17 protein-coding genes are annotated in these 23,801 nt (G+C 59.0%); 2 read left to right on the plus strand and 15 right to left on the minus strand.

All coding sequences use genetic code 11. From position 1 onward, the window contains the following. The first annotated feature begins 646 nt into the window (after positions 1 to 646). Together ACSQ83_RS27435 and ACSQ83_RS27440 are read left to right on the plus strand one after the other, a co-directional pair. Positions 647 to 2,980, plus strand: coding sequence for an AAA family ATPase (locus ACSQ83_RS27435; protein WP_436230339.1), 2,334 nt, complete (start codon positions 647 to 649; stop codon positions 2,978 to 2,980). After that, on the plus strand, positions 2,961 to 4,319 hold the full coding sequence (locus tag ACSQ83_RS27440) for an McrC family protein (RefSeq protein ID WP_436230340.1): 1,359 nt from the start codon (positions 2,961 to 2,963) through the stop codon (positions 4,317 to 4,319). The genes ACSQ83_RS27435 and ACSQ83_RS27440 overlap by 20 nt, the downstream gene beginning before the upstream one ends. A 710-nt stretch (positions 4,320 to 5,029) precedes the next feature. On the opposite strand, the gene ACSQ83_RS27445 is transcribed toward ACSQ83_RS27440, so the two are convergent. The 15 genes from ACSQ83_RS27445 to ACSQ83_RS27515 form a co-directional block, all read right to left on the minus strand. After that, complete coding sequence (locus ACSQ83_RS27445) at positions 5,030 to 7,513, minus strand: hypothetical protein (protein ID WP_436230341.1); 2,484 nt, start codon at positions 7,511 to 7,513, stop codon at positions 5,030 to 5,032. Between the two features lie 674 nt (positions 7,514 to 8,187). Further along, the gene (locus ACSQ83_RS27450; RefSeq protein WP_436230342.1) at positions 8,188 to 11,064 is read right to left on the minus strand and encodes an LPD7 domain-containing protein; all 2,877 of its coding nucleotides are present in this window, start codon (positions 11,062 to 11,064) and stop codon (positions 8,188 to 8,190) included. Between the two features lie 22 nt (positions 11,065 to 11,086). Then, a complete protein-coding gene (locus tag ACSQ83_RS27455) occupies positions 11,087 to 11,506 on the minus strand; it encodes a plasmid mobilization protein (RefSeq protein WP_436230343.1) in 420 nt (139 codons plus the stop codon). Next, on the minus strand, positions 11,506 to 12,069 hold the full coding sequence (locus ACSQ83_RS27460; protein WP_436230344.1) for a PH domain-containing protein: 564 nt from the start codon (positions 12,067 to 12,069) through the stop codon (positions 11,506 to 11,508). The genes ACSQ83_RS27455 and ACSQ83_RS27460 overlap by 1 nt, the downstream gene beginning before the upstream one ends. Before the next feature lie 6 nt (positions 12,070 to 12,075). Then, positions 12,076 to 12,729: a phospholipase D family protein gene (locus tag ACSQ83_RS27465; RefSeq protein ID WP_436230345.1), complete on the minus strand. Its 654-nt coding sequence runs from the start codon at positions 12,727 to 12,729 to the stop codon at positions 12,076 to 12,078. Beyond that, entirely contained in the window at positions 12,726 to 13,163 is a 438-nt protein-coding gene (gene ssb, locus ACSQ83_RS27470; RefSeq protein ID WP_436230346.1) for a single-stranded DNA-binding protein, read from the minus strand. The genes ACSQ83_RS27465 and ssb overlap by 4 nt, the downstream gene beginning before the upstream one ends. Before the next feature lie 31 nt (positions 13,164 to 13,194). After that, positions 13,195 to 13,623 (minus strand): hypothetical protein, encoded by a 429-nt coding sequence (locus ACSQ83_RS27475; protein WP_436230347.1) that lies wholly within the window; start codon positions 13,621 to 13,623, stop codon positions 13,195 to 13,197. Further along, positions 13,623 to 14,069, minus strand: a complete 447-nt coding sequence (locus tag ACSQ83_RS27480) for a hypothetical protein (protein WP_436230348.1) — start codon at positions 14,067 to 14,069, stop codon at positions 13,623 to 13,625. The genes ACSQ83_RS27475 and ACSQ83_RS27480 overlap by 1 nt, the downstream gene beginning before the upstream one ends. A 2-nt stretch (positions 14,070 to 14,071) precedes the next feature. Further along, entirely contained in the window at positions 14,072 to 14,776 is a 705-nt protein-coding gene (gene stbB, locus ACSQ83_RS27485) for a StbB family protein (RefSeq protein WP_436230349.1), read from the minus strand. Between the two features lie 63 nt (positions 14,777 to 14,839). Further along, positions 14,840 to 17,212, minus strand: a complete 2,373-nt coding sequence (locus ACSQ83_RS27490; protein ID WP_436230350.1) for an LPD7 domain-containing protein — start codon at positions 17,210 to 17,212, stop codon at positions 14,840 to 14,842. Next, the gene (locus ACSQ83_RS27495) at positions 17,205 to 19,214 is read right to left on the minus strand and encodes a type IV secretory system conjugative DNA transfer family protein (protein WP_436230351.1); all 2,010 of its coding nucleotides are present in this window, start codon (positions 19,212 to 19,214) and stop codon (positions 17,205 to 17,207) included. The genes ACSQ83_RS27490 and ACSQ83_RS27495 overlap by 8 nt, the downstream gene beginning before the upstream one ends. A 122-nt stretch (positions 19,215 to 19,336) precedes the next feature. After that, the gene (locus tag ACSQ83_RS27500) at positions 19,337 to 20,503 is read right to left on the minus strand and encodes an ATPase, T2SS/T4P/T4SS family (protein WP_436230352.1); all 1,167 of its coding nucleotides are present in this window, start codon (positions 20,501 to 20,503) and stop codon (positions 19,337 to 19,339) included. Next, complete coding sequence (virB10, locus tag ACSQ83_RS27505) at positions 20,481 to 21,773, minus strand: type IV secretion system protein VirB10 (protein WP_436230353.1); 1,293 nt, start codon at positions 21,771 to 21,773, stop codon at positions 20,481 to 20,483. Before virB10 ends, ACSQ83_RS27500 begins: the two co-directional genes overlap by 23 nt. Next, positions 21,773 to 22,618: a TrbG/VirB9 family P-type conjugative transfer protein gene (locus tag ACSQ83_RS27510; protein WP_436230354.1), complete on the minus strand. Its 846-nt coding sequence runs from the start codon at positions 22,616 to 22,618 to the stop codon at positions 21,773 to 21,775. The genes virB10 and ACSQ83_RS27510 overlap by 1 nt, the downstream gene beginning before the upstream one ends. After that, positions 22,615 to 23,667 (minus strand): virB8 family protein, encoded by a 1,053-nt coding sequence (locus tag ACSQ83_RS27515; protein WP_436230355.1) that lies wholly within the window; start codon positions 23,665 to 23,667, stop codon positions 22,615 to 22,617. Before ACSQ83_RS27515 ends, ACSQ83_RS27510 begins: the two co-directional genes overlap by 4 nt. Between the last annotated feature and the right edge of the window lie 134 nt (positions 23,668 to 23,801).

The following is a 23,801-nucleotide window of genomic DNA, read 5'->3' on the forward strand; positions in this document are numbered from 1 at the left end:
GAAGCGACGTTCACTGGGAGACGCAGTTGGACATTCGAGCGTCCGTAGTACTTTAGAAGCGGCCTTAAACCTAGCAGAGTCGATGGCAGTTCATCGGCCTTAGCTGCCATTGGGCCGGGCCGGGTTCTACGTCGGCAATACGGCGGACAGCTGACGATGGCGGCATCAAGCAACTCGACGGCAGCTTCCTGCATTAGCGAACTCACACTCTCGACCCTGAACCGCCCTTCAGGCCATCGTACCCCAACGACCGCTTTCGAAGTCCAGCAGGCAACCGTTCATGCGGACTGCCCCAGCCGCTCTTCGGCCTTCACGACGATCCATCTGGCGCGCAAGAAGCAAACTCATGGACAAGATGGTCGAGAGCGTCCGGCGAAAAACACAGGCATCGCCGCGCTGCGTCACGCTCTCGGGCGCGAGCGGCCTACGGTTCGAAAAAGATCGGCCAAATCCCGCCATCCTTTGGCAAACGCTGATAGAAGCCGTGTGATCAGAGATCGGTCCCGCGCTTCCACGCTGCGTCCGGTCGAGCTATAGTCTGGCGCGCCGGTCGATCTTGGCTGAATGCACATCTTCCTGTCGGAAGCGACCTTCGTTTGCCTGTTCTGAAATGCAAAAACAACCCGAACAACATTGAAAATTTTCTATGTCCTTAGCGAATCTGGATCCGAGCATCTTTGACGAGTTTAACAAGCTGGCGCAGGACGGCATCGCATCCGCAAACTTGCCGGCCGAATCTTGGATAGCGGAGCAGACCGCAATCTTCCGCGACAATTTCGGTCCCGCCGTATTGGAGCGATGCGACGGTGAGACCCTTCTGCAATTGATGCACGGCCGCCAGAACAAGGGCACGCCCTGCATGGCATACTGGCTCGAGTTCAAGCACGACGAACAGTTCAAGGGCAACGAGTTTGGCGGCATACGCGGAGGTTCTGCGTTCAAGTTCGGCATTTATCAGCGCGATGTCGACGGCGTCTGGATCACCGGCTCGCCGCAAAAGCAAGAGGTTCTTTCGCAGGAGCGTGCGACCGATATCGCACGCTCACAGCGCGACGAGCTCATCGCAGGCGCGGACGTGCTCGATCAATTTGATCCCGCAGACGCCTCCGATGCCGTCTACGAGCGTCTCAACAGGGACATGCGCGTTGTCGCGCCGACGTTGTACCGGTCGGGCTGGGCGCACAAATACTGGTTCCTAATTTTCCCCGAGAAACTCGACGGTTATCACTCGTCGCGCATTCAGCGCTACCACCTGCTCAAATTGTTTCAGTTGCCGCCAGACGGCGTCGGTCTTCGTAACGACGATGGCGCTTCCTTGTTCGTCTGCGCGGGACGTTTCGTGCAGATCGCGCGCGCGTTTTCCATGCCGGTAGCGACGCTGTGCGTTCTGCTCAACCAGCGTAACGGAGGCTTTCACCGCTATTGGAGAGTCGGCACAACGGTCGGCAGCACGGGCGACAGTCAATGGACGGACATGCGCGACGGTGGGTTCGTCTCTATCGGCTGGCTGGATGAGGTGCCCGATCTGACACTGGATCTGTCGTCGATGAAAAGATCCGAACTGAAGGAGAAAATCAGGGGCCTGCTGCTGCCTCATTCGGCCAACTCGGGTACGGCAACGCGCAAGGCGGGCGAGATCGCAAACTTTGCGAGTGGCGTGAGCGAAAACGACATCGTGCTTGCGACCGAGGGCAATGCGGTACGCGGCGTCGGGCGTGTCACCGGCGCGTATCGGTATGACGCCAGGCTGAGGTTCCCGCACACGCGCGCTGTCGAATGGCTTTCGCTCGACGAATGGAGCTTGCCTGAAATAGATGGTCCGCGGACCACGGTGTTCGAACTCGGCAAGAATCCGAACAACATCATCAAGATCGAAAAGCGTCTTTCGGAGCATCCGCTCGTGGATGTGCCCGCGACGAGGACACAGTCGAGCGCCGAAACGGACCGACCACTCGCTCCGCTCGATCCCTTCGCGACGCGGATCGACGGAATTCTCCGGCGGAAGGGTCAAGTCGTGCTTTACGGGCCACCCGGAACCGGAAAGACCTATCGCGCGCTTCAGGTCACGCGCGAACTCGCCGCGCGTCATGCGTTCAGGAAAACGTGGAGCGCGCTGAGCGATGCTGAACGCGAGCGCATCGACGGCGAGCATGGGTTGGTGCGCATGTGCACCTTCCATCCCGGATGGGGTTACGAGGATTTCATGGAAGGGCTGCGTCCGCGCGTCACCGAGAGCGGCGCGATGGTCTTCGGGCCGGAAGACGGCGTATTCAAGCGTCTGTGCGGACATGCCGCGGCGGCACCAGACCAGATTTTCTTTCTCGTCATCGACGAAATCAACCGAGGCGACTTGCCGCGCATCTTCGGCGAGCTGCTGACGACCATTGAACTCGACAAGCGCCGAACACGCGTGACGCTGCCCGTCACGCGGGCACTGTTCGCGGTGCCTCCGAACGTGTTCATGGTCGGGACCATGAACACGGCCGACCGTTCTATCTCGCTTCTGGATGCCGCGCTGCGTAGGCGCTTTGGTTTCGTCGAACTGATGCCAGACAGCACGCTGCTAAAAAATCGCCGCGTCGGCAGACTGGCTCTCGACACTTGGCTCGATGCGCTCAACAAGCGGCTGCGCGGTCACCTCAAACGCGACGCGCGCAATCTGCAAATCGGCCACTCGTATCTCATGTCGGCGACAATGACCTCGGTGGGGGACTTCGCTCGCGTGCTGCGTGACGACATCATTCCGCTGCTCGAGGAGTATTGCTACGACGACTTTTCCACGCTGAAAGACATCCTCGGCCACGAACTCGTGGATGTCGAAAATGGTCGAATTCGCGAGGAGCTATTCCTGCCGAACCGTGATAACGATCTCATCGACGCGCTTTCCTTCTCTGAGATGCAATTAGGCGCACTCGGCGAGGAAGACGAGGACCCGCTCGAGAACGACGAGGGCGAAGCCGATGCAGCGGATTCCGAGTGACGAAGAGGCGGGTCTCGGCAGGCTTACGATCGAGCTGAACGAATGGAGCGAGATCGATCCGGGGCGCAATCCGAGACTAAAGAATCTCTCATTTGAAGGCCATGCGGACTGGCGCGCGCTTGCCGAATCGCTGCGCGGGAAGATCGAAGTCTACGAGCGCTACGACGGCATCTCCATCAAGACGAAGTCCTTTGTCGGGCGCGTGGATGTGGGGCCGTTGCACATTGTGGTGCGTCCGAAGCTGCCAGCTATGCCGCTCACACGTCTGCTGCGCTATGCCTACGGTCTGCGTGATCTGCGTTTGATCGAGGAGACCCGGTCGCCTATGCACGAAGCCGGAATGCATGACCTGTTGGTCGCGCTCCTCGCGGGTGAGATCGAAGAGCTTCTGTATCGCGGCTTGTTGCGTCGATACGTTGCCACCGAGGAGCGACTCACGAGCCCGCGCGGGCAGATTCTGGTGGACAGGATCATCCGGCGAGGCGGCGTACTCGAAGCCGCGTTGCCTTGCCGCCACCATGATCGTCGCAAGGACTGGAGTCTCAATCGTGTTCTACGTGCCGGCCTGGATCATGCCGCGCGCATGACCGAGGATCGCGAGTTGCGCCGACGTGTGCAAAAGCTGACGGCCCTGTTCGGCGATGTGGGCGAAATGGCGCGGCTGAAATTCGAGGACGTCGACCGGGTCGAGAGCGCGCTGACGCGCATGACCGAGGCCAGCCAGCCCGCGCTGACCCTGATTCGCCTTCTGCTTGACATGCAGGGCGTCGAGTTTGAAACGCGGGTCGGGTCAAACAAAACGCCGGGCTTCCTGTTCGACATGAACCTCTTCTTCGAACGCTTGCTATCGCGTTTCCTCGGCGAATATGTCACCGATGCGAGGATGCTGGATCAGCAGGCTATTCGAGGCATGTTCGTCTATGCGCCGGAATGGAACGTGGCAGGTCGCAAGGCGCCGTCGCCGCGTCCCGATTACGCGCTGTTGCGCGGGAAGGAATTGCTTGGCTTTTACGACGCGAAATACCGCGAGCTATGGCGGCAGACGCTGCCGCATGAATGGCTCTATCAGTTGACCATCTACGCTCTCGCTGCGCCGTCCGAGCGCAGCGTGCTGTTATATGCGTCGATGGAGCCCGCTGCGCGTGATGAGAAGATTGAGATTCGACGTCCGTTGGCCGGTGCGAGCAGGCGCCTCGGATCGGTGATCCTACGCCCCGTGTCATTACAAACGCTCGCAGCGCTACTCGCTCCCGGCGGCGATGCCGAACGTCTGCTCGCGCGCAGGCGTTTCGCCCAGCGGCTCACCAGCGCGTCGGTCGAGGGTGAGCCTAGGCGTTGAGCCACCAAGAAATCAATGTGAAAGTGGCCGTTGCTGATCATCGGTGTGTTGGCTTCGATGCACTGAACCTTGCGTCCCCCAAGGTAGGACGGCAGGAGGGCTCGATTTCACCCATTCACCAGTTTGGCAGCCCCCAGTCAGCGTGGTCGCACGACTTATCGCCGGTCCGGATCGTTGAACGGCTGTCTGAGCGTCGATCGCGAACTTCAGCAAAGACCGAGAAACCGATTCGGCTTTGCGTAATCGAATGGCCGCTCACTGGGGCGGACCCGTCTCCCAAATGTTCGAGCGACGCACCCTTCAAACGTCGCCTTCTGGCCGAGAGCACCAGTTCCGTGGATGTTCCACGTAGCCAACATTGGAGTAGTCAACGGCAGCTTTCCGACGAGGTGGGTGAATGCGTACTGCCGGCCAAGAAGGGACTTTCGACGGGTTCCGCGCACGGACTTTGAGACGACCGCGCCACTCAGCAAGCAGTCATTCGATCGTCGAGGGCTGGCGCCGGGGTCGTCGGCCTTTGCAGACGCTGGCCGATCGGCGCCATGACGGCAGCTCAATGCTCTCGACCGGCCATAAGTCGCGCGATGGCGTCGAACGGTAACTACATGTCGCAACAATAGCGCCGCGAAGAGGCGTCGCCGCTGCGCCGGGCAGGAGCCCGGCCCCGTTTTGCCTCAGACGTGACCTTCTGTTGCGCGATCGTCTTACGATCAGGCAGCGATTTCGTCGCATGCGAGCAACGCATAGTCCAACGTCATGTTTGCCGCAGGTCGCTGCTTCACCGTCGTGACAACGACAGGCTTGATCAACGAATTGGCATAAGCTCTCCGGTTCGGTGCGGCGTGCAGCAGTTCGAGTGATTTGTGTGTCAACGACTGATCCAGATTGGCGCGGATGGCTTCGATCTCGTCGGCCGTCAAAATAAAAGTGTGCGCCAGATATTCGATGTGGGATTGCAGAATCGCGAGCATCTTTTGACGGTCGTCTTCCATGAGCGCACCGGCGATCTTGTTCGAGAGCGCGGCCGCAGCCATGCCGCCGGCGATACCGCCGAGTGTGCGGCCGACGAAAGCACCCACTGGCCCGACCATGGCACCTGCGGCTCCGCCAACGACTGCCCCGATCACCCCGCCCGCAACACCTGAGGACACCACGGCAAGATTCTTCAGGAACTGCGCTTGAGACATGCGTCCACGAATCATTCGGATAAGGTCCGGCCCAGTGGTGACCGCGATCACGACGATCGACGTAACGATGGTGCCGCGAAGCGCCTTCGAGAGTGCGTTGCGGCCCGAGACGCCCATTCCCGCCTCGAGAAAATTAGCGACCGCGGGCGAGAAACTCCGCGCGTCGACGACGTTCAGGAGGATTTGCACCCCAGCGAGTCGGTGCAACTGTTGAGCGCCAACATAGACGGTCATGGTCTTGCAGAACGTCTGTGCCCCTTGAATCGCCGCTACGCGCGCGGCCTGCTTCGCATCCTTGGTGTTTAGATAGAAGATGCAGGCCGTAACGCCAAAGCTGATACCACCCGCGCCCAAACCGACGATCGCACCTTCATAGGCATCGAAGGCGAGCGATTCGAAGGTTCCGAACTTGACGATATTTCGCGCTTGTTCGTACGTCACATGCCCCTTGACCAACAGATCTTTCGCCGGCGTTCCTTGGGGGATGTTCGGCACCTTGCCACTATCAATTTTATTTTGAAGGATTTTCAGGGCCGCCTCATACTGATCCTTCGGCACCTCGAGTTGCATTCGGACGCCCGTCTCTTTATCGACGTATCGATACGCATTGGTCTTATCGGCAAAGGCCGAGTCGACACTTCCTCGTGCCGTGTTGTGGTATTTGGTCTGGATCATGCGACTGTTGACCAAGCGGTCTGCACCATCTTTGCCGTTATCGTCGCCAAGCAGCGTCACATCCTTTCCAAGGAGTTTATCGATCTCGTGGTTTGCGCGCTCTGCGGCTACACCGTGGCCTTGTCCTCCAGCACCGAAAAGCCGATGGTTCGCATCCCAGGCGTGGCCACCCGCCACGAGCACCAGACCGGCGGTCGCCGCGTCCGCGTAAAACTTCTCGTCCGGAGTGGCGTGAATCGTCTCGCAGAGAATCTCGGTCTCTCGACACAAGTCCGTGCAGAACCAGTCGCCACGATCGAACTGTTCATCGTTGGCGCTCGCCGCGCTGCCGCAACTCGCGCACGTCTTCACCAGCGATGTGTGAAGATGATGCACAACATAGTTGCCCTCCGGAAACGCATAGACCCTCGCAGAGGGCAGGTGTTGGTCGATGTAGTCGTCGGCTTCGGGGGCGGTAAGTGTCAGATGCGACTGCACCACGCGATGCGCCGCGTCGTAAGCGTGTCGGTCCAGCGCCGCGAGATATGTGTCCACGGCCGCGCACTCGCGGTCAAACCACTCTGCGGCGAAGAACCAGGTCTTGCCGCCAAGTTGCTTTTCGACAATACGCCCATCGAAAAGCAATTTCACGACAACGCTCTTGTAAATGGCCTCATAGCGCGCCTTCGTGAGACTGCGATTCTTGGCCGTCTGGCTGAAGAAGTCGGCACCGTCTAGCTTCTTGCTTGTGGTGAACGCAGCGTGGACGCTCCTGATCCGCTTGGCCATGACGTGTTCGGTTGAACCCCAGAAAATCTGCGCGAAAATGGCAATTGCTACGTAGCCGTAGCCCACAAACCAGAACCACAGCCGGACACGCAACATCTCGGGATTGATGAACACCGCAGCGATCAGATCAAGGAAAAGCGCTGAGAAGTACACCCGGAAGAAAGTGATGTCTTGCTGCTCGTAGAAAGTCGACGGCTCTGCGAGCTTCTGTGCCGCGACCCGCCGGCGATGCGACACCAACATGAAGATGAAGCCGAGGGCCGACGCCCCGAACGTCAAGGCCGTCATTTGCACGGCCACGTTCTCAGGATCCTTCGAGAGCGTGTCGAAGTAGCTCATCGTCACTAGCCCAACCACGAACGGGGCGAGGGCGCTCAGGACGAGACGGCACCGGATAGCGCGAAGCAGTCGTTCCGTTGCGTAGCCAACCCCGACCGGAATGCCAGCCACGACGACAAGCGCAAGTTGCAGGACAACCCCAACAATCTTCGCGCTTAGTTGAATCAACTTGATGGCAAGACCCAGAAGCATCAAGCCCACGATGATGTACAGAATAACTGCCAAATTTGCTCCCCTCATTATTCTGGCTCTGAGCGCGGCTTTCGCCTGCCGCTCCCCTGCGCCTTCCGCGCAGGTCAGCGGACGAATGTCTCAATTGATGGACCAACGCGCTGTGACCCATCTGGTGTTTATCGGCATTCGCTTACAAAAATTGAGGCAAAAGTGGATAACATAAATTGGAATTCGGCGCGTCGACCGGTTGGGATTGTAGGAGCGGACGACACTGATGTTCGCTGTAACAAAATCGGGAAACAGCATCGACTAGATCGATCAACCTGGACGCGTCTCAGGTAACAGGGGACGCCGCAGAGCCGTAGGTCCATTCGTGCGTTACGGATACGCGCCAGATCAGAAGATCCGGCACCGTGAATGTCCGCTACTGGGTGAATTGGAAGTCGCTTAAGGGTTGACCTGAGCCGGTGGCCGTCGAACCGGGTGGCGATCTGTGAAAATCGAGATCAATTTCTGGTCCGTATTCATTCGGTTCGCAACAAGAAAACAACTTTCGAGACCCGCTAATTTCGAATGTGGCGAACAGTCAGGCTGAAAATGAGTTGTTCAGACCTTCCTTAACCTGCTTTATCGGCGTGCCCATCGTCCCTTGCGCAGCCGACCACGGCAGTTCGCGGCAACGATTTGATCGGCTTTTTAGCGGCGATCTTGCGCAAATCGTACCGTTATAACGTATGAGCAGACGGACTGGACGGCGGTAAGTCTTCATCCGGCATCGACTTCACGCCAAGGGCGGGATCAGGTGCATGGTCTTGACCTGCCGGTGTCGGCTTTGCTGGCGCGTCGCGCCCGCGTGAGCGATCTTTCGATCCCGTCTCAAGCGCTGTCGCACGATCTGCGATCAACTCGACGCGCCGGGCTTGCATGATGTCGTTGAGCAAATTGTCGGAAAATTCCACATATAACCCCGTTTCGGCGGCGACTCTCGCTGCTTCCCGCTGCATCTCCACGGGCCCTTGCAACTTAAGTACGGGTCCGAACTTCGCTTGAGAAAGGCGCAATGCCGCTTCGATGGCTGCAGGATTCGTTTTCAGCACGCGTACAGCAGATCCGTGATCGCGAACCACGCTGCGCCCATCATGTTGATAGGTCACGATGCCGTCCCGATGCACTTCGTAGCTCAAGTGCGGCGCCCGGTAGATGATTTGGTTGTCATAGCCGGATTCGCTCGCGTCTGCTTTGTCCTCTGCGGTGGGCGCTTGTCGCTTCCCGCGCACGTGCTCCTCGCCCACTGGCATGATCCAGTTTTCTTCGGGCTGAGGTGGCTCCGGGGTCGTCGGCCGCATCCGGCGCAGCTCGACCAATGCGCGGGTGTCGCCGGCTTGTGCACGTGCCTGCAAGAACTCGCCAAACGACGCGCCTTGACGCGGACCGTACTTCGCTATCAGCGCATTGCGCTCGAGTTGAATCTGACCGCGCAACGTTTGTTCTGCGTCTGCCTTAGTCATTCGGGCGATCGACACCAGTGCGCGTCGGCCGGACGGTGGCAAATCAAGATTGTTGCGAGCTGCGTCGCGAGTGATATTGAAGGTCTGCTTGATCTGAGCGCGGCGTGATTGTTCGCTGGTTTGCTGTGTCGCCATGGCGTCCTGTCGCGCGCGCCTGAATACGTTCCGGTCGGTCGTGTACTCGCGCCAGAGGGCGGCCCGTGGAAGCTCGCGAGCCATGGGGAGGGCCGCGCCTGAAATCTGGCGCTGGTACGAAGCGTGGAGAATCTCGGACGCGTCGCGCCAGGGCAGGTGAAGTTCCTTGGTCAAAAAATCCGAGACGTTTAAATGTCGTGCGCCGGCGCGAATCCGGCCCGCACCATCTCGACCCTGCGTAATCCCGTATTTCTCCGGCCGCACGCCGTGGCTGTGCGAGAGCTCAGCAAGAAGACGACGCGGATCAAGGTTCAAGCGAATGACCGAATACTCGTCGCCGGCGGACCGCTGCACGATCCGTTCGCGCTCGTCGCGCATACGCTGGGACAGCACGCTATCGGCGCGTCGGCCGGTTTTCCTTACGCCTGCTCGCTCGCGATCGCTATTCCGTCGCACGCTATCCGATGGTACGGCGCGTTCGTGCTCCAGCTGGTGAAGTGCATGATCCGGCACCAGCACTGCACGTCGTGGGGTGAAGCGGTCCACAGGGACGCCGGACATACCTCGCATACCGTTGAGGGCCGGGGCCGCCGTTCCTTGGGAATCTGGGAAAGCGCCATGCTGCTGGCGTTCGGTAGCGCCGCGTGGTTCGCTTCGGACGTCGCGACGGGCATCGGGCGGGAGCCCCCCGGGGCTTCCTGATCCGGGGCCGCGTGGGTATTGGGCATCACTCCCGGCATCGAGCAGGGGATCGACTCGAGATCTGATTCTAGGACCTCGGTCGAATTCATGTAGTCGTCCATCGCCGCGAAAACGTCGGTCGCCGGCGCCGTGTTCGTCGACTCTTCGCGGACTGCCTGGTGTACTTCCGCCGGATGCGCTGCTTGGCGTGCCACCTGATCGTCCGCTTGATGGTCGTTCTGATCCTGACTCATGATGATCCTCCAAATGTTTTGAATAGAAAGCGTCGCGGCGTTGCTCAAGCATGGCCACGCGTTCATCGACGGACGCCGCCTGATACGCCGGGAAGCTTTTGGTGTTGCCGTTATTCAGATATTTCACTTCGAGCGCGCGGGTCATATGCCACCGCGCGAGCGTTTCGAGAATCGCCGGCGCCGTATCACGCGAAGTACCGCTCGATTCGTATTTAGGTTCAATATCGGCCGACAGGTGCAAAAGCTTGTCAGCGGTCGGCAATTCGACGAACGCGCGGGAGAACACGTGATCTTTCAAGTTCACGCCTTTCAACGCATCGGCCACCTTGACGTTCGGATACTCGTTTTCGCGCCCCCGGTTGCGCAGGCGCGTCTGCCCATGCTCAGCGAGCAACGCCATGAAATCGTCGTACTGCTCGATCTTCCTGTCGAGCATCGAATCCAGGAGCGTCTCCCTAAGTTCACGGCTCGAACCTTTAAAAAGATCACCCTTGTATCGACTGATCATCTCGGACGCGTCCGAGAATTTGATACGACGGTTATCTTTCGGGCTGGCTAGACCATATTTCGCGTTGATGTGCTCTTGAAACGCATCAATGAAATCGATGTTCGACTTAACGAAGCCCAACGGTTCAAGATGACCGCCAGAGATGAGATTTGTTTTCGGTATCACCACATGGATATGCGGTTTGCGCTCAACAAGCTTTCCCGACGCATCATCGAGATAGCTTTTGACCTTCGGCAAATGGGCTTCAGCGTAGAAATTGATTTCGTCCGGGCGATAGGCGGCAGAAACGAACGCACGAAATTCCTCGGTGATTGCGAGAAGTGTTTCGCGACTCACTTCGTCTTCCTTGAAGCTCAAGGTGACAGACAAATACCGGTCAATATTTGACGCGACGTTGATCGACTGAATGATCGAATTGGTTAGATCGAGATCGCCGACGAGAATGACGCGCTCGTCCATCTCATCACGTTCTAGCTCACGGCCGAGCTTGCGCCCATCCTCAAGATATTCTTTCACGCCATCGTGGCGTCCTTGCGGTCTAATCAACATTCTTCAGGTGTGCCCGTAGCAGCAATTCGATGCTTTCCAGCGTATCGAGCGCGGCCAGATACGTGGTCTCAGAAGCACTTTGATCAAGTCGGGCAGCGTTCAGCACGTGGGCGATCTGGTTCAAATTATTTCCCGCCTTGTTCACAACAAATACAGTGCGATTTCGATCAATGCTAGGAGCAGCTCGTGCGATAACCTTCGTGCGGTTCGTGAGCACGCATTGACGAAAGAACTCAGCCTGCGTTAATCCCGACTCATGAACCTTCGCGAGAAAAGCATCACGATCCGCAAGTGGCAACCTGAAAGCGATTGGCTTATCGAACTTTGTTTCTTTGCGTGGCCGACCGCGCTTGTTCTCAGCCGTCACTCGCTCAGCCGTCACTCGCTCAGCCGTCACTCGGTCAACCATCACACGCGCCCCATGTTGACTTCACGAATACCTTTGGCGTCGCGCCGAGCGATCGCTGCAAGATTCATCCACTCTCGCAAAACCTCGACATCAGGCATGCCACGCAAGATCCATCGCGGATGATTGACGTCGCTGCTCTCGACAACCAGCGTCCCGAAGCCCATTAGCCGTTCCCACCAACTGCTCACGCACTCAACGTTCTGGACCCGGTACATCTCAACGCTTGCGACGCGTCGGCTCAAAATGCCATAGCGCATGGTCATGCGAACGCTATCTATCACGATCTGTGTTTGCGCTGTAGTGGCCGCACGCACGCCAACAGCGATAGCGATCCCGACCGTCCCCGCCATCAACAGAAAGAGCGGAACGAGCGTGGGCCACGCGGCTGACTTCCAGACAACCGCCAAACCAACGATCAAGGCCGATGCGCACTTCAAATAGAATGGAAGGTTCACGGCCCAGCTTGGCGATCCATGAAACTCGACCACTCCGGGCTGATCGATCGACAGCGGGATTGCGATAGCGCGAACGTTTGAGCGACAATCGTGGTGTGTGCTTTTCATCTTTTATCAGTCTTCAGATATGAGGATCAGCGCCCGCCACGACGGTGGGTAATCGACCCCTTGATTCCAACGGCTCTGCCAGTGATCGAGGAACACCTTTGCGGTCGCAGGGCAATTCCAGATCGCCACTGCGTTTTCACTGTTGCGCCGTGCGGGCGAGTCGCTGAAGTTGTACGAGCCGGTTTCGACGGTCTCCCCGTCAACGACAAAATCCTTGTCGTGGGCAATGCGATAAGCAGCCAGCGTCCGAGTTGGAATGCCAGCGGCAACCAGCACATTGAGCGCGCCATGAGCGCGGCCCAAACGGTGCTCCTCGATGTTGCTGCGTTCATCGACCACTACTGCGACATCAACGCCACGGCGCTTTGCATCGATGAGCCGGCGCACAACCTCACGCGAGGTGAACGAGTACGCCGCCAAGCGAGTCGAGTGCTGCGCGCTTCGGATTCCGCGATAGACCCATTGCTCGGCACTTCCTTCTGGCGAGAAGCCCGAGTTAGAAAACCAAGCAGGCTTATCGGCGGCCGACACCGGCTTTGAGACGGTGGCCGCGCGCCAGTCCGAATAGCCCCCTATCCGCGCAATGCCTTGCCCGGTCGCCGTGGTCCGATGCGCTACACACGCAAGCACTGCACTGACACGGAATAGGTAACTCTTCACTTAGCGATACCCGGAGATAACTCCGCTTCGTCGTACGCACGAACCCATTCGTCTTCACCGCTTGGCATCGGCGCGCCCGCAGTGGTTTCTCCTTCAGGGTTTGCTTGACCACGGGGTGCGCCAATCATTTCGAGCGATTCGACAACGATTTCGGTGGTGTACCGGTCCTGGCCATTGCTAGACCACTTGCGCGTGCGCAGACGACCATCGATATAGATCCTGGAGCCCTTCACTAAAAAGTCTCGGGCGATCTCCGCGGTGCGCCCGAAAAATACAAGGCGGTGCCATTCGGTCGCCTCCTTCATAGTGCCGCTCGCCCGGTCTTTGTAGTAGTCAGTCGATGCGAGCCGACAATTTGCTATGACGCCCGCGCTGAGGTCTTTCACGTCCGGGTTGGCGCCCAGGTGGCCAGTCAGCGTTACTCGATTCACCATGATTTGCTCCTTTTGTAACTAGGTTGGAAAGCTACTTTCGCGCGGTGGCGATATCTTCCTCACGCGGTTCTACCGAGTCCGGGATTGCCCACTGCGACAGTGGTGCATTCACGGTCCACGGTTGCGATTCAGCGTATGTGCTGAACTGTTTTTTGGTAAAACGGGTCGTCCAAAAGTCAAGCTCCGGGCGCAGCTGACGTATGTAGAGGTACGTCAGGAACCAACTGTCTCCGGCGCGCGCCATATCGGCCCATGGGCTCGCGTGGATATCCGATGAGTACGCTTCCCACGCCACGCCCACCGCATCCACGCCCCAACCTTCGATGTCGGCGTGAAACGCCTGCAGGGTGGCGATCGTGGCGCGTTGAGCGACCGACCATGCGTGACCCAGGAGGGCCTGCGCGTCAAACTCGAATCCCGCGCGCGTCGCATCGAACTGGAATGGCATAGATGGGTGCATTAACGAAACATCATCCAGACACCGGCAAGCGTGCCGGCCAGCGTGATCGCACCGGTTGCGACGGCGACCACCAACAGTTCGAGGAAGCGCCGTTGTGACATCTCGGCGGCTGTGCGGGGCACGTCCTGCAACGTGTTTTCAAGCTTCCCGAGTAGCGCGCCCATCGACTCCTTGAACGCTTCTTGCGCTTGAGTGCGCGCTTGCAAGGCGATTTGCGCGAACGCCGCTTCACGGGCGTGGGAGAGCTCACTACTGATTGCGCGCAGCTCCACGACGCGGGTGGCGAGCCGCTGGTCGGTGTCGCTCACGATTGACGAAAGATCTTTCACGGATTTGTGCAAAGTGAGCACATCGCCCAAGAGTTCGCCAATCAGCGCATCCTTCTGCTGCTGCGATAGCGCTGTCGGACTTTTCGTGTCGTCGGAACCCGATGGAAAGGCGCTCATGGTCAGTCCAGCAGGGCGAGGTAAGCGCGATCGATTTGCGCACTAACGCCAGCGGCGAGAGCTGAGTCGGCAAGCAACTGAGTCCACTCAAACCGCTCGTCGGGATCAGTAATCGTGCTCAGCTTCGACTTCAGTTCATCGCGGCTTGCAGCGAGTTCACTCACTGTTTTTCCGGCAGCGCCCGCCGCACTGTAGGCGGGGCTTTGCATCAACACGGCTTGCTGGTTCAGTACAAACGTGCGCGCACGCTTGTGGTATTCGAACAGAGGTGCGAATTCATCGGAGAGCACACTGTTTTTCTTCGCCCGATTAAACAGGAGACGAATTTTCGAAGGCTCGACATCAAATGCGGCAAGCTCTTCAATCGTCGAACGCGTGTCTTTCTGTTGCTTCGCATCGGGCACGGTCGGCACGACGTACAAGTCGAATATGTCCTGCGATCCCGCATAGTCGGACATTAGCCCAATGAAATCCTCTACGTTGGATGCGCCGACATCGACCACGGCGTGGTCTACCGACAGCAACCATGCGTAGAGCTTTCCGAATTCTTCACCACGCAGCGTTTTTTGAGTCCCATCCTTCGTCTCATCTGAGTTGATTGACTCGATCGCACGCACTTGCGCGTGCGGCATACGGGGAGCAAGCATGTGACGTACGACGGTGCTTTTGCCGACGTTTCCAGAGAAATTGATCACAGCGATTTTCATTACATGTTTCCTCGTTAGCCAGGCGCCAGAGCTATCTACAGTTGCGCCCGGCGATCATCGGGATCAGCGAGCGACGCTCGGCGCGCTTTGTTTGGCAACGTCGCGCTCTGGGTTGCGTTTTGGTTTGGGCACTTCGGTGACCATTTGACGAGCCTCGCGGTCAACATCAACTTGCGCTAAGCGCGTGTCGATCGCAGGCTTTAGGTCCTGCGCGGCAGAGCCGGCTTTTTGGTGCTCAGCCTGCACCGCAACTCCGGCCTGTAGGCGTTCTGCCAGCCGGTCCATCACTTCGCGCACGACGTTATCGGGCTGACCCGCAAGCGCCTTCTCGACTTGCTCGCGCAAGGCTGCGACGTTCATCGCGACGGCGGCTGGCTCCTGGCTACCGGAGAACTGCTTTTCTTGCTTCTGTATCTCCCAGACGTTCAGGCGCGTATCGATCTGATCGATTCGGATGACCTTTCCGTCGACATCCTTGACTGGCCGGTTGACGGTGACGGGGCGGGAGCCAAGATTTTCAAGTGTCAGTGCATCGCCTGGTTGCACGCCTGAGTCGCGGACTGCTCGCTCCAGATCCTTGCCCCACACGGTCTTCGTTGCCCCGTCGGGATCGCTATAGGAAACGTAGTAGCTGTCAGCGTTGTCCTTGTCATTTTTATATGGCGCGGCACCATGCCCCAACAGCACGCTTTGACCAACTTGCTCTGGCGCGGGGGGCGTCTGCGCAGCGGTGCGGCCGACGGGCGCTTCAGGAACGAATGCCGGCGCTGCCACTGCTTGCGATGAATGAGCCACAGGAGCCGCAAGAGTTGCAGGAGAAGCAGCAGCGGGCGCGGCATCAGTTGATTGCCGCTCCGGAGATATCGCCGCTTCGGATGTGGCTACGGCTGGCGCGACATTAGAGGGTCCGCTTTGTGCGTTGTCCGCGGCCTGTTTCGGCGACGGAGTGGGTGTCGGTGCAAATGTTGCCGGCGACAGCGGCTGGGGGACCGGGGGCGAGCGCTTGCCGGCCGTGATGATCAGCGCGTCGCGTTCACGCCGTGCTTCTTCGAGCATCGCCCGATCCTGCCCTTGAGGCTCAAATCCGCGCGTTTTCATGCCAGCCAGTGTGGCTTCCATCCACGCGTTACGGCGAAACGCTTCGCTTCCCTTAAGCGTGACCTGTTGCCAGCCCTTCGCTTGCGCTACGGTCACCATGTCAGCCGCTGTACCCCGGTCCTCTCCACCAGTGGCTAAGCGGGGGCCTTTGTCGGTGAACTTCGGTTTGTGGTTATCGGAGTTACCGGGATCCTTTTCGTCGAATCGCCAGAAATCGCCATCGCGCACGACGTATCGCGAGGCAATAGCCTCAGGTATGGCGTAGCCGTCCTTAGTCATGACCGCCGGCGACGATATTTCGTTACCGCTGTCCGGGCGGTCACGACCAATAAGCGAGCGCGTAAAAGCGTCCAGCAAGCGCGCTCCAGCATTGCGACGCGACGCCTTGTCTTCCACCTCACGACGCTTCTCAGCGTCTGACACCTCATTGGGTGACTGCTCGAGCTTCGGTGCCGGTACCGTCTCTATGGCGTTTTCTTCGACTGCCTCACTGGTGGCCGCGGCCGGAGATCCGCGCGGTATTGCTTCCGGCGTCGCATCTGTGGCATTAATCGCCTGCAAATCCGCTGGGACGTCGACAGCTGAGACGGGATCGGAGGACGCGACGACCGCGACCGGTTCAACCTCCGGAGCGCTCGCGTCTGGTGTCGGGGTTTGCGTTGCTGGCTCCGACAGTACACCGCTCGGCGTCGTGTCCGCCACTGCGCGGGTTGCCTGGAATGGCGCAACGGGTTCATTCGAGTCGACGCTGGGCACACCACCGGGGGCGGCCGTAGCAGGTGCTTCCACAACGCCGTCGATCCCCAACGCCCGTCCTTCAACATCGACTTCGCTGCGTGCGTTGAACGCCCGCAGTGCCTCGCGCTCAAGACCATAATCGACCAGCGACAACGCTTCGCGGTATTGCGGTATACGCATGTTGTCGACAATCGTTTCAAAAGCCATCTCGCGCGCTTGCGGATTGGTGATCGCCTTCAGATCTTCGGAGTCCCCTGATGCCCACACCCGGTAGGCTCTTTCTTCGCCGAGGTCCGATAACACACCGACGGCCAGCAAACCGTCGCCGCTATTGCGCGAAGCGATCCGCTCCTGTGGAGCCGCGATAGCGCCCGGCAAGCCATTCTGACCAGTTTGGCGTGCTGGCTGAAGCGCTGGTGTGACATGCGAATCATTGGGGGCTGCGCTTTCAGGTGCTACGCGGCCGTCGCGAGCCCTTGCAAAGAACGCTTCGCGGGCATCCCTCACAGCGACCATTTCGGGCGTTTCAGGTGTGGTAGCCGTTGCACCGGTAGCATCGTTGCCTTCTCTCGATGCATCAACGGACTTGTTTTCAGCCATGAGTCAGTTCCTCTTGAATAGGCGAACGGGCGCCATCAGGCGCGCTCGCCTGGCTAGCTGTATCCGCAAAGTTAAATTGAATGCCGGTCAGTTCCAGCAGGTCGGCATAGATTCCATTCGCAAGCGCGGCCACGAGCGCGACCGACACATCTGCATCACGCATCGCAGCCAGATCCGTCGCGCGCGCGACTCGTGTACCGTCCGCCCGCCGTGCCGCGGTCGCGGCCCGGCGCTTGGCCTGCCATTCGACCGGATCGATGATCGGCACATCACTCGTGCAGAGCTCGTTTGCGCCGGCCGCCGCCTTAAGTTGCGTCTCGGTAGGCAGTTTCTCGTCCAAGGCACGCAGCGATGGGCTCATCTCCTTGAGCCGGTCCACAAAGAGGGGATCGGTGTAGTAAAAAGCTTTCTGACAGCGGATTGGCTTGCCGAAGCCCATCAGGATCTGTTCGTCTTGCGACATCTCCTCAAGCTCTTGGGGCATCATCAATGCGCGTCGCTGATCCGAATGGTTTTCGCCGCGCGGCTTGCCCGGGGTTCTGCTTTTCGATACCGAGGTCTCTGTGAAAAACCCAAGCGCGTCGGAAAGGTCCTTCGCTTCGCCGTGATCCTTGGGTGGATAGACGACCTTCGCGGCATGGTTCACCACCAGCGTGCGCGTTCCTTCTTTGCCATACAACGAGGGCCGCTCCATCTGCGAAATCGCCTGGATAATCGTCAGCAGCCGCAGGTTAAAGCCCGCGATAAAGGCGTTCGATGTATCGATGACGTTCACCTTGCCGATCGCCGTGAACTCGTCGAGAACCAGCGTGCACTGGTATTTGAGCGATGGGTCGTGCTCTGGCAGGATCGACGTGTTCAGATCGATCAGCTGCGAGAAGAACAGGTTCACTAGCAACGCGGCGTCTTCGAGTCGGTTCGGCTGAATGCCGATGTAAATCGTCATGCGCCGGCGGCGCACTTCGTTAATGTCGAAGGACGAATGGCTGGTTGCGGCGTCGACGATTGGGTTATCGAATATCAGCAGCGGCGCATTGAAGGTCGATAAGATTGACGACAACACCTCATCGCCAGATGCCAGGAAGCGATTCAATGCACCGGTGCACGCCTCCGACAGGCCCTTTGTAGCTCGCAGCTGCGCGATATGCTCTTTAATCGGCTTACCCATGCCCGATGACTGGCGAAAGATCTCGCCGAGGGTGCAATAACGCTCTCTGGTCGCGGTCTCCATGAGATACAGGCTTAAGCCCACGAACAGATTGCGTGCGAGGTCATTCCAGAACTTGGTTTTCGCCTCCACATTGGTCGGATAAAATTTCAAGCCGATCGCCTGCACATCGCCAATACGAAGATGCTCCGGCCGATTAGCAATCGAGTCGAATACGTTCCACCCGTGCGACTTACCATCTTCCGCAAAGGGAGCCCACAGGAAAACCTTCTGTCCGTACTTTTGCCGGTAGGCGGATGTGTATTTGTAGTTCTCCAGCTTCAAGTCAAGGACGACCATCGAATCCGGATAGGTGAGGAGATTCGGGATCGCCACTGCCACGCCTTTTCCCGACCGCGTAGGCGCGGCGAGCATGACAAATTGCTGGCCCGGAAAAGTCAGATATTTGCCTCGATACTTGCCGACGATCAGCGCGGGCTTGCCGTCTTCGCCATCGAGTAATCCGGTCTTGCGGATTTCATGCGCCTTCGCGAACCGGGCACTGCCATGAAGCTCGCGTTTGGCCGTACCGAACGCAGCAAAGCAAGCAGCCGTGATTGCACCAACGGGAATGGCCATCGACACAAACGTACATGCGGCAAGCGCTTTCTTGACGGCGGGCACATCGCCATAGGCATGCCAGTAGTCGCGCAACGTAAAGATGCCAACCACCGACGACGGCAAGTGCTGCATTTTTGCGAAGAGCGCAGCGCCCGCGTACTGGCCGCCCACCGCAACGGCCGCAACGCCGGCGGCTGCAAAAGCGCTCACGAGGATCTTTGATTGAATCGTCATGTCCTTGACCCAAACGCAGCTGGCTGCATCGCCGGGACCAAACATCCGAGTGGTCCAGTCACCGGGTGCGACCAACCCGGACGCAGCGTCAATTGGAAACAAGGGCCTATCGCATCGGTCATTTATGCGAGCCCCCGCAAGAGCTTCCACTTCTCCACGGGGTCGTAATGGATCTGGGTCAGGCGCTTTTTTTCCATGAAGAGCACCAGATCGATGGTCGTCTTCACCTCGTGCAGGATGTAGCTCCAGTCGAGCGTCTGGCCAACCTGGCTGGCCTTGACCAGTGTCGCGATCCGCGAGAAGGCAGACGCACAATCGTTCGCATGCACGGAGGTCATTCCGCCATCGGTACCGGTATTGAGCAGCGTGAGGTAATCCCACGTTTCATCGCCGCGCAACTCGGTGAGAAACACGCGGTCGAATTTCATGCGCAGCGTCGAGCGGACGATTTCTTTCGCTGGCAAGCTGTCGCTAAAGAACATGTGGACGTGGTTGGGATGGTTCGGCAACGACAGTTCGTGCGTGTCTTCGATCGTGCCAATGCGCGTGGTGGGTGGCACGAGATCGGCCAACATTTTCATGAGGGTCGTCTTGCCGGACCCGACACCACCGACCGTCACGATGTTGAGCTTGTGCTTGATCGCCAGTTCGAAGAGCCGCGGGACGTTCCGCGCCGCTTTAGCCGCAAGCATATCCAGCTCGAAGGGCGCAAGCGTGACGCCAGCCGGCACGAAATCGATGGGTGCAGCATCCTGAACACCGTTCTCGAACAAGCCAGGGAAACGGCGTACAGCGGCCGATGCCGAGAGCACCGACGGCGATACATCAACGAACCCCGTCAGCGTGCCCGCGCGAACATAATCGTCCTTAGAAAAGCGAACCGTGCTTGGGATCCGGATGGTCATGGAGACTGTGCCTGGCTCGCACGCGGGCGCAGTCATGACCTGGCCACGTTCGCCGTCGGGCAAGCGCACGGGCTTAATTGGCGCGAGGGCTGACAGAGGCGGGGTCGCCTTGTTGTAGATGGTCAGCGCGTCGGCTAACTTCTTACAAAGATCGAACGTGAGGGCGGGCGCCGCATGTTGCTTCCATCCATCTACGGTCTCGGTCCAGATCTCATGGGGACGATTAACCGTCACTTCCGTGACACCTTGTGTGACCATTTTTGCGGTAATGCCGGTTGACCCGAGATAGCTGCGGACGGTTTTGCTCGAATCGAAATGGGTCGACGCAGCATGGGTTGATACGGCATGAGTCGACAGAACACTACTGCTGCTGTTCGAGGTCATAGACGCTCCTGAAGTCCACATCGCGCGCCACGAAAATGTTCAACGCGGAACCCTGATTCGAGTACGCGGTCGGCGGGATATCGATGGTGTTTTTGAGGGTGTCGTCAGCCAGGCTTTGCCCAGCCGACGAGGTGTTGGAAAACTGAATCTGGTTGTTGCCGCTGCCAAGCGACCGGTTGCTCGCGGCCTGCCCAAAGTCGCCAATGAGGCTCACCATGATGGCGCCGCCGAAACGATCCCAGAAATGGGTATCGACGTAGGCATTAAGTCCGCTTGCGCCTAGCGAATCCGAGCCCGGCGAGTCCAATGGAATGGTGACGCCATTGGGCATATCGATGCGTGACCACAGCACGAATATGCGCGCCTGACCCTGCATGAGCGAGGTGCGCTGTTCACCGGTAGCTTCGCTGCCACGCTCGATCAAGAGTGTTCGACCGTCTGCCGAATACACGTCCTTCGTGACGATGCACGAGGTTGCGCCGGGATAGGTCGTGACGATTTTGGTTCTCTGAGCGCACGGGATGATGATCCCGCGCTTGAGCAGATAGTCCAGATCGGGGAGAAAGCTCGCTTTGACGCTGGGTAGCGCTGAGGGCGTGAGCCGGTCATCCAGACCGCCAGCAACGCCGCGCGCGACAACAGGGACGAGACCCGCGCTCTTGCCGTCGCTATTTCTGCTGCCATTTGGAGCGCTACCTTCGCCACTATTCAGCAATACATCGCCATCGAGACGTCGCTCCTCAACGGTCTCGACGTGTGGCGCGGGTTGGGCTGCCGCGCCCCCACGCGCGCCAGTGCTTGTTACCGCGACAGCACTCGCGGGCACGCCGCTCGGCACGGGCATCGATGCAGCTGACTGCGCGGCCGCAATAGATGCTTGTTCTGCGGCCGCCGCTTTTTCGCGCTTCAAACGGTCCGCATCCACTGCAAAATCGTGTCCAGTATCAGCGCCCATTTCTTTCGGTGCTGCGCGCGAATCAGCCTTGGCCTGGTTGTGCTGGTCCTGCAAACGCTTGGCAAACATCGCACCGCCCAATGTCACGGTGGCCAAGGCAATCACGGCAATCGCCACGGCGGTTAACTTGTTGACGTTCGCTTTCTTGCGCGTCTGCTTAAGGTTCGGCATCCCGCGATCGCCGGTCATTCCCGCTGCGGCCGCGCCCGCCTCGCTGGATATCGACGACATCCCGGACTCGCTGCGTTCATCGCCATTGCCTCCGCCGTCATGTCCTTGACCTTCACGCCCCGAGCCAGATTCGATTCCGCTCATTACTGATGCTCCTTCGTGATCCGCACGGTGCCGGGAACCGTGGTGCCGGTCGCGTTGAACTGCCCGTCGGGCGTGTAGTTGTTGTTGCGCACCCCCAGCACTGACTGCCCGAGGCGCAACATGAATTTGGCCGCTGTTTCGTGCGCGACAACCGTGTCACCATCCACATGCGAATTCACCAACGCTTCCGACCCGTCCGGAAGCACGCGGTTAATGTCCGGCAAATCACGCGTCGTCGCGTAACGGAAGTACGTGAAACGACCGTCGTCCCACATCGACGTGGGCGCACGTACGGTATCGCCCTGCATGTCGTAGTTCTCGTTCGCGTGAAGGGACGTCGCCGCGCTGCTACGCGCGCGGTCGGCGGCCAGCGCCTGTTTCTTGGCCGTCGCCTGTGCTTCACGCGCTCGCGTGTCCGGATACGTGAAATTCAGCGACCAGACAGCGGCTTCGCCCCGCTCAGCGGTGACCAGTTCGACCGCATAACGCCGGCGGTCGGTGACCACAATCAAATTGGTATCCGCATGCGCCTGCGTGGGTTTGAACAAAATCCAATTGCTCTTCGCACCCACTTTCCAGGCCTTCGAATCGCCCATACCCATCCCGGATGCGGGACCATCGATCACCTCGCCGGGCTCCAGCTGGATAAGTGTTGCGGTACCAGCCCGAAACGGCACGCGATAAACTTCCGTCGAATCGAACACAGCACAGCGAATATGGGCGTCCGTGCCACACGGTCCAGGTGTCGTCAACGCGTGAGCAGGGACCGCGCACACAGCGGCCGCGATCGCAGAAGAGGTGGCCAACGCATGTCCGCTGCACCCCAACTTCAATTTGAACGTCATTGCGCGGTACCTCGCTGAACGGCAGCGCCGGCGGCCGCGGGTGACACTGGTTGAACGCCTGACTGCGCGGGAGTCACCGGCGCAGGCGTGTCAGAAGCGCGCGTCCAGTCTCGATCTACGACATAACTGGTCACACGAAATCCTGTCGGATCTAACTCCAGCTCACTGGCTTTTTCCGGAAGGTGATCGTGCCGATAAGCGATGGTTGCCACCCAGTACTCCGTCTTGGGCGGCATGCTGCCGCTCAATGAAATGAGCTTGCGTGAAAAAAACACCTGCGCCGTGCTACCAACAAACGTGATTGCTCCCACACGCGCAATCACACGGTACTGATCCTTCAGTACTTTTTGCGGGGCATTAGCCAGCGAGTACATCGAGATGAACTGGTCACGCTCCTTGTCGGCGGACAGCAGCTTGACGGCATCGAACATGTCCTGGATCGTTTCCCAGTCGTAGCTCTCGCGCATCTCGACATAACGGCGCAAATCGGCGCGGTCGTTTTTCTCTGTGAAAATTTCCCGGTTACTGGGGCTCACATTCAGGACGTCGACCACCCCGGTCGTATCGTTCATACGCAACACAGCGGGCGGGTTAGGCCTCTTCAGTTGTACTAAAGCTGCCGAACCAATGATAGAAACCACAGCGATTGCGCCAGCGCCGATCGCGACACGCCACGCGATTTTGGTTTGCCTGGCCTGTTGCTCCTGCTTGGACGCTTCAAACTTCAACGCTTGTTGCAAGTACCAACGTCCGGTCGCAATGGCAGCGCCATTCTTTTCGGCAGGCTCTGTCTCGCTGGTACCAGGCACCGCACCGGCTTGGTTACGCATCGCGAGCTCGGGCGCGGGCGGGCGCTTGCGTTTTGAAAACATGATCATGCTCCCTTTGACGCAGTCGACAACGGCGCAGCGGATGACGACACTGACGGCGGATGATTGACAGGGACCCACGCGCCCGATGGCTGCGGTGGCTGCGGCGGCGAACACCCTGTCAGAAGCACCACGAGAAGTGTGCAGATTGAAACGGCTCTCATTGGTCAGCCCCGACATTGCGAGGCGCCGGTGCGGCCGTTCGACACGTGAGGCATGTTGGTCCAGCTAAGCGGCCAGATGCATTCATCTCAATCTCCTTAAGCGACTTGAATATCATTTATCGCGAGGCAGGCGACTTACGTCACCGCCCT

Source organism: Caballeronia sp. LjRoot29 (assembly GCF_964252755.1).
Taxonomy (GTDB): domain Bacteria; phylum Pseudomonadota; class Gammaproteobacteria; order Burkholderiales; family Burkholderiaceae; genus Caballeronia.

What these genes read in the sequence shown, in the direction of transcription:
- ACSQ83_RS27455 (WP_436230343.1), bottom strand. Translation starts at nt 11,506, where the DNA reads ATGGTTGACCGAGTGACGGCTGAGCGAGTGACGGCTGAGCGAGTGACG.
- ssb (WP_436230346.1), bottom strand. Translation starts at nt 13,163, where the DNA reads ATGGTGAATCGAGTAACGCTGACTGGCCACCTGGGCGCCAACCCGGAC.
- ACSQ83_RS27510 (WP_436230354.1), bottom strand. Translation starts at nt 22,618, where the DNA reads ATGACGTTCAAATTGAAGTTGGGGTGCAGCGGACATGCGTTGGCCACC.
- ACSQ83_RS27515 (WP_436230355.1), bottom strand. Translation starts at nt 23,667, where the DNA reads ATGTCGGGGCTGACCAATGAGAGCCGTTTCAATCTGCACACTTCTCGT.
- ACSQ83_RS27495 (WP_436230351.1), bottom strand. Translation starts at nt 19,214, where the DNA reads ATGACGATTCAATCAAAGATCCTCGTGAGCGCTTTTGCAGCCGCCGGC.
- stbB (WP_436230349.1), bottom strand. Translation starts at nt 14,776, where the DNA reads ATGAAAATCGCTGTGATCAATTTCTCTGGAAACGTCGGCAAAAGCACC.
- virB10 (WP_436230353.1), bottom strand. Translation starts at nt 21,773, where the DNA reads ATGAGCGGAATCGAATCTGGCTCGGGGCGTGAAGGTCAAGGACATGAC.
- ACSQ83_RS27440 (WP_436230340.1), top strand. Translation starts at nt 2,961, where the DNA reads ATGCAGCGGATTCCGAGTGACGAAGAGGCGGGTCTCGGCAGGCTTACG.
- ACSQ83_RS27475 (WP_436230347.1), bottom strand. Translation starts at nt 13,623, where the DNA reads ATGCACCCATCTATGCCATTCCAGTTCGATGCGACGCGCGCGGGATTC.
- ACSQ83_RS27460 (WP_436230344.1), bottom strand. Translation starts at nt 12,069, where the DNA reads ATGAAAAGCACACACCACGATTGTCGCTCAAACGTTCGCGCTATCGCA.
- ACSQ83_RS27480 (WP_436230348.1), bottom strand. Translation starts at nt 14,069, where the DNA reads ATGAGCGCCTTTCCATCGGGTTCCGACGACACGAAAAGTCCGACAGCG.
- ACSQ83_RS27435 (WP_436230339.1), top strand. Translation starts at nt 647, where the DNA reads ATGTCCTTAGCGAATCTGGATCCGAGCATCTTTGACGAGTTTAACAAG.
- ACSQ83_RS27490 (WP_436230350.1), bottom strand. Translation starts at nt 17,212, where the DNA reads ATGGCTGAAAACAAGTCCGTTGATGCATCGAGAGAAGGCAACGATGCT.
- ACSQ83_RS27500 (WP_436230352.1), bottom strand. Translation starts at nt 20,503, where the DNA reads ATGACCTCGAACAGCAGCAGTAGTGTTCTGTCGACTCATGCCGTATCA.